Raw genomic sequence first — 4,654 nt, 5'->3', positions numbered from 1 at the left:
CGCGCTTCGATCATATAGGCGGAGCGGAGAAGCTGTTCCTTGCGGTTGCGCAATGTGTCGCGAATGGTCTGCTGCACCTGCGGGTCGGCGAGATCGCGCTGGCCGGCGGGCTCCTTCGTTAGCAGTTTCAAGATTCGATAGCCTTGATTCGGCACGCCAATTGGAGGCGTCACCTCGCCCGGTTTCATCCCCAACACCGTCTTTTTCAAGACGGGGTCTGACTTGTTGAGCGCGGACTCGGGAATAAAGCCGAGATCGCCGCCCGTGGTAGCGGTTGAATCTTCCGAATAGTCCATCGCAAGCTGTCCAAAATCCGAGCCCGAACTCAGCTTCTGCTCGAGAACGGCGATCTTGCGCTTGGCTTCTCCCTCTGTGGTGGCTTTGTCGTTCTTGCGATTATGCACGGAAGGATCCGGGTGACTCGTGACCACAATCTGAGCGATGTGATATTGAGGCTCAGCAACATTAAATTGCGAACGATTTTTCTGATAGAAATCCGTAACGTCTTGATCGGTGATTGAAATTTTTGCGACGACTTCGCGATTGAGGAGCTTCTGAACGGAGAGCTGGCGCCGAATGTCACTCTTCAGGTCGTCCACGGTGAGGCCCGTGTCTTTCAACTTCTTCTGAAATTCTTCCTCGGTGTACGGGCTTTTCGATTCGGTAAACTTGTCTTCCACTTCGGCGTCGCTGGCAACCAGATTCATCTTGTTGGCGCGCCCGATAAGAATTTCGTTGTTGATCAACTCATCGAGAATGCTGAGCTTCAGCGAAAGCGATTCCTCCTGCGAGGGTGCGGGGGCATCGGCATTCACGCGCGTACGATAATACTTATCCACTTCGGCGCGAGAAATGTCTTTTCCGTTCACTACGGCCCAGACATCTGGCCCCGGCGCCGATTCCTTTTTACAACCCGCCGCGAAGCTGCATAGCAAAATGGCGGAAAGTAGGAGGATTCTCGGAGCCAAGAGAAGCTGAAGCGGAGAGGCGATGGTTTTCAAGCGGCTTTTTTCACCTTGCCGGCGCGGATACAGGCGGTACAGACGCGAATGTGTTTACTCGTGCCCTTTATTACGGTTTTAACGCGGCGGAGATTGGGATTCCAGCGGCGGCGGCGAACATTGTGAGCGTGGCTGATTACGTTGCCAAAGCTCGGTTTCTTGCCGCAAAGTTCACATGCGAGTGCCATTGACGGTTGCTCCAGAAGGAAATTCGCTTAGATAGCGTGACTTTTGATGCTACCAGAGAATGCGTTGTGCGGGAAGCGATTTGCGGATGCTTGAGTTTAGATGCCAGTTGGCAACTTTCCCGTAAAGAGCTTCCATCACCCCACGCATTACTTCAAAGGGAAGCAGTCGAGGTCATTTGCAAACGTGAGAGGACCTGAGTAACGTTTCCTGATTTCGGCTTCGGTCTCAGCTTCTTTCCCCAGTGTGCGCAGCATGCGATGAGAGAGAACCAGGCTTTTCACGTGGGCGCTGTCTGCAATCTGTCCGATTACCGAGGGAGGCATATGCAGCTGCCTCTCGATACCTGTCGCACCCTCCGGCACGGCATTGTGCGCAATGAATAGATCAGCGTTCATTGCTAGGCGAGTTAGACCTTCGCCTTCGCCATTAGTGTCACCACTGAAGACAATCACTTTGCCGCGCGTTTCGATCTTCCACGCGAGGGCGGGCACGCCTCCATGTATGACTCGCACTGCAGAAACGGCGAAGCTTTCGTTGTGGAATACCGGGACGGGCGTCGAACTTGCGGTCACGTTGTGGGGCTGCATTTTGTAGCTTCCTTGTTCTTTTGGAACAAGCAGCTCACTGAGATAGCCGTAAGCTCCCTTGTCCCCGAACAAATCGTAGACAAATTCAGTGGTCGCGGGCATGAAGTCGTTCCCCGGCGGACCGTAAATTGGTAGAGGACGATTTCGATCTTCAAACCAGGACGATTTGATCAGCGCGGCGAAGTCGGCGCTGTGATCAACGTGCAGATGGCTGAACAAGAGCACATCGGGCTGCGACATCTGTGCGCCGCTTTCGCCAAATCGCAGCGCGCTTCCTCCGCCCGCGTCGATTACTGCTTTTGCTTGGCCGTCTTCCCACAGGAGATAGCTGCTTGAGGCGCGCCTGTCTTGCAGTTCCGGCCCTCCGGAGCCGAGCACTTGAACGGCGACGCCCTGAGAGCCACACGATTGCGCGGCCGCTGACGGCGAGAACGCGTAAAACAGCAGCAAAATGATGCTCTGTGGTGAGGAGGCGAAGTTGAAGAAGCAGCGAAGATTCGGTGATAGCCTCATAGTTTCTCTCCCGGTATAGCCTCAGATCAGTAAGCTGCAGGCTCCAGGCTCGACACAGCCACCGAGTTATCTGACACATCGGTATCTTAGTCGCGATAAATGGGCGATTCCAGTATTGCCGTGCGAGCAAAGATGCGGGATTAGAGTAGCGGTCACTCGGGGAGTAATCTAAACTTAGAATGAACCCTTAGTGGGCGTGTAGCTCAGCTGGGAGAGCACCTGCTTTGCAAGCAGGGGGTCACCGGTTCGATCCCGGTCACGTCCACCATATTTTCAGTAGGTTGCGCGTCAACAGGAAGAGCCTGGGCACCAGTTGTGGCGTTGTTTATGACATGACCCTCTCCCCAAAGGTTTCGCCGCCCACACATGATTTGATCGCCAGAGCGTCCAGAGCACTTCTTCTTCTCGCCTCGTACTTGGCTCCAGGTAACCACCGAGGTGAGAAGTCACGACTGAACTCCGCTCTTTGGGGGTGATGCGGATATGAATTCCGGCGGAATAAGCCAGCGTCCATCGGATTTACGCGCTCCAGGTATGCGTCCAGCCGAGAGCTTTTTGTAAATCGAATCTAACCGCTCGCCGCGATGTTTCCGAGCACCGTCTCACTTTGAGATAGGCAGAGTGGTAAAAGAATTTCTCAACAGTAATCGGGCTGCCCCCATGTGGAGAGTCAATTTCGAGAGGTTAGGCCGACGAAAGCGCAACGGATTCTAGCGCTGTAATTCAGTGCAGAATAGAGTGCAGAATAGATAGACAGCGAAGTGAGACGCGTCCGCTCCGCTGCCTGTTAGTACCAGTTCCGCCCCAAACTAAAGCCCCAAGAAAGCGATGGAACGAGCAGGTGAGAAATAGCACCGGGTGTTCCATTCCGGTATTCGCCCGCCTACCGCATAAAAGAAGCATGGAGAGCGGTTCATCGCAGCTTCAAGGACACGCACCCGCCGAAATCACCGGGGGAGACGACGCGCGGCGGCAATCGGGTCGATGCGAACGGCTCCTTAAGACCCCGAGACTTTTACGAAAATCCCAGGAGAATTACGTGAAAAAGATTATTGCAGCAGCAGCGTTTATGTTCCTGTTCGCGAGCATCGCCCAAGCGAACAATCCACAGGCCAGCGCGCAAGGCAAGTGGGCGTTTACGTTCACTGGCGGCGCGACAATCACAACCGCGGCGGTGAACATCGTCCAGGATGCCCACGGGAACCTGAACTCGCCGTTCTATGCGGGTTACGTGGCCGGCGCCTGGTATCAGAACTACGAAGCGCTCAGCGACAGCACCTGCTCGCCCAGCGGATGGGCTCCGGTGCAGCCGACGGGATCGAATGTGAATGGCTCGTTCAACTTCAGGCTGCAAGTGAACACCGGGATCTTCTACGACTTGAAGGGCAACGTCAGCAATAACGGGACGACGATGACGGGATCGTATAGCTCGAACTGCTCGAGCGATCATGGAACATTTACAGGTTCGCTCTATGCGCCGGTGAACAAAACCTACATTGGCATCGTGAATGGCAGCAATGACGATGGCACGGTGACTCAGTACAACGCTACGCTGGTGCTGACCGAAGACGCGCAGTTCAACGTGACTGGCTCGATCCTGCTCAATACGCCATCGGGCACGGCAACCTGCTACGGCACGATCCAACTCAGCGGCCCTGCTACCGGGGACTTCATCGAACTCGGCGGCACGAATGGCAATGTGCAGATGCTTGACTTGCTCGTGATTGCGGACAAAGCGGACTTCAGTTCGGTGAGCGTGCAGACTTTGGAAATCGCTTCGCTCGCGTGCGGCAACGATCCAGCGGATGGCACACTTTCATCGGAGAAGTCGAAGAAGCGCAGTTCACCGCGGCGATAAGGAGTCGGGCACCCACGCCGTCGCGTGCACAACGCGCCGGCGTGAGGTCTGGCGACGGAGCAGGGTCAGAAGCGGAAGGAATACGACGCTTCGTTGGGTTGTCATGATGGATACTCACACATAAACTGCCGCGGATCTTTGTCTTCTCGACACGACAAATCGGGAATGACGAAGGTGATTCGCCGGCGTCCATTCCGCATACTCAATTGCTGCGAAAAGTTTAGCCACATACATTTTGCTGAACCCTGGCTCCGCTTATGGCTCGACGAGCATATCTCCGTTGCGCGCGAACACTCCAATCCAGGAATAATGCTGGGGGGTGAGGGCCTTGCTTCCGGTGTTGGACGGTCGTTCGCACCATTCCCGCGTCACACCCGCGTCACAAATGGTGTTGCCGCGGCCAATACATGTTTCGAGACCCGCCTCGGATGCGGTTTTGATGCAGCGTGGCCAGGAGGACCAACGGATTTATCGGGCACTGCATACGCTCGCACCCCATCCCAATT

Annotated in this window: 4 protein-coding genes and 1 tRNA gene; 2 read left to right on the top strand and 3 right to left on the bottom strand. The window is 55.3% G+C overall.

Going from position 1 to position 4,654, the window contains the following annotated elements; all coding sequences use genetic code 11:
• The 3 genes from VNX88_19970 to VNX88_19960 form a co-directional block, all read right to left on the bottom strand.
• A partial coding sequence (locus tag VNX88_19970) for a SurA N-terminal domain-containing protein (protein HWY70954.1) occupies nt 1-1,001 on the bottom strand: 1,001 nt, incomplete at its 3' end.
• Complete coding sequence (rpmB, locus tag VNX88_19965; GenBank protein ID HWY70953.1) at nt 998-1,189, bottom strand: 50S ribosomal protein L28; 192 nt, start codon at nt 1,187-1,189, stop codon at nt 998-1,000. The genes rpmB and VNX88_19970, both read right to left, overlap by 4 nt.
• Nucleotides 1,190-1,336: 147 nt before the next feature.
• Nucleotides 1,337-2,290 carry an MBL fold metallo-hydrolase gene (locus VNX88_19960; protein ID HWY70952.1) on the bottom strand — a complete coding sequence of 318 codons (954 nt, stop codon included), beginning with the start codon at nt 2,288-2,290 and terminating at the stop codon, nt 1,337-1,339.
• Nucleotides 2,291-2,482: 192 nt separating this feature from the next.
• On the opposite strand from VNX88_19960, the gene VNX88_19955 reads away from it, so the two are divergent.
• Nucleotides 2,483-2,558 (top strand) — tRNA-Ala (locus tag VNX88_19955).
• A 771-nt stretch (nt 2,559-3,329) separates the two neighbouring features.
• Nucleotides 3,330-4,148 carry a hypothetical protein gene (locus tag VNX88_19950; GenBank protein HWY70951.1) on the top strand — a complete coding sequence of 273 codons (819 nt, stop codon included), beginning with the start codon at nt 3,330-3,332 and terminating at the stop codon, nt 4,146-4,148.
• Nucleotides 4,149-4,654 lie beyond the last annotated feature (506 nt).

The organism is Terriglobales bacterium (genome assembly GCA_035567895.1).
In the GTDB taxonomy this organism is placed as follows: domain Bacteria; phylum Acidobacteriota; class Terriglobia; order Terriglobales; family Acidobacteriaceae; genus Gp1-AA112.
This window is presented reverse-complemented; position numbering and strand designations above follow the sequence as displayed.

Coding starts and splice junctions, on each gene's coding strand:
- rpmB (HWY70953.1), bottom strand. CDS start 1,189: ATGGCACTCGCATGTGAACTTTGCGGCAAGAAACCGAGCTTTGGCAAC.
- VNX88_19960 (HWY70952.1), bottom strand. CDS start 2,290: ATGAGGCTATCACCGAATCTTCGCTGCTTCTTCAACTTCGCCTCCTCA.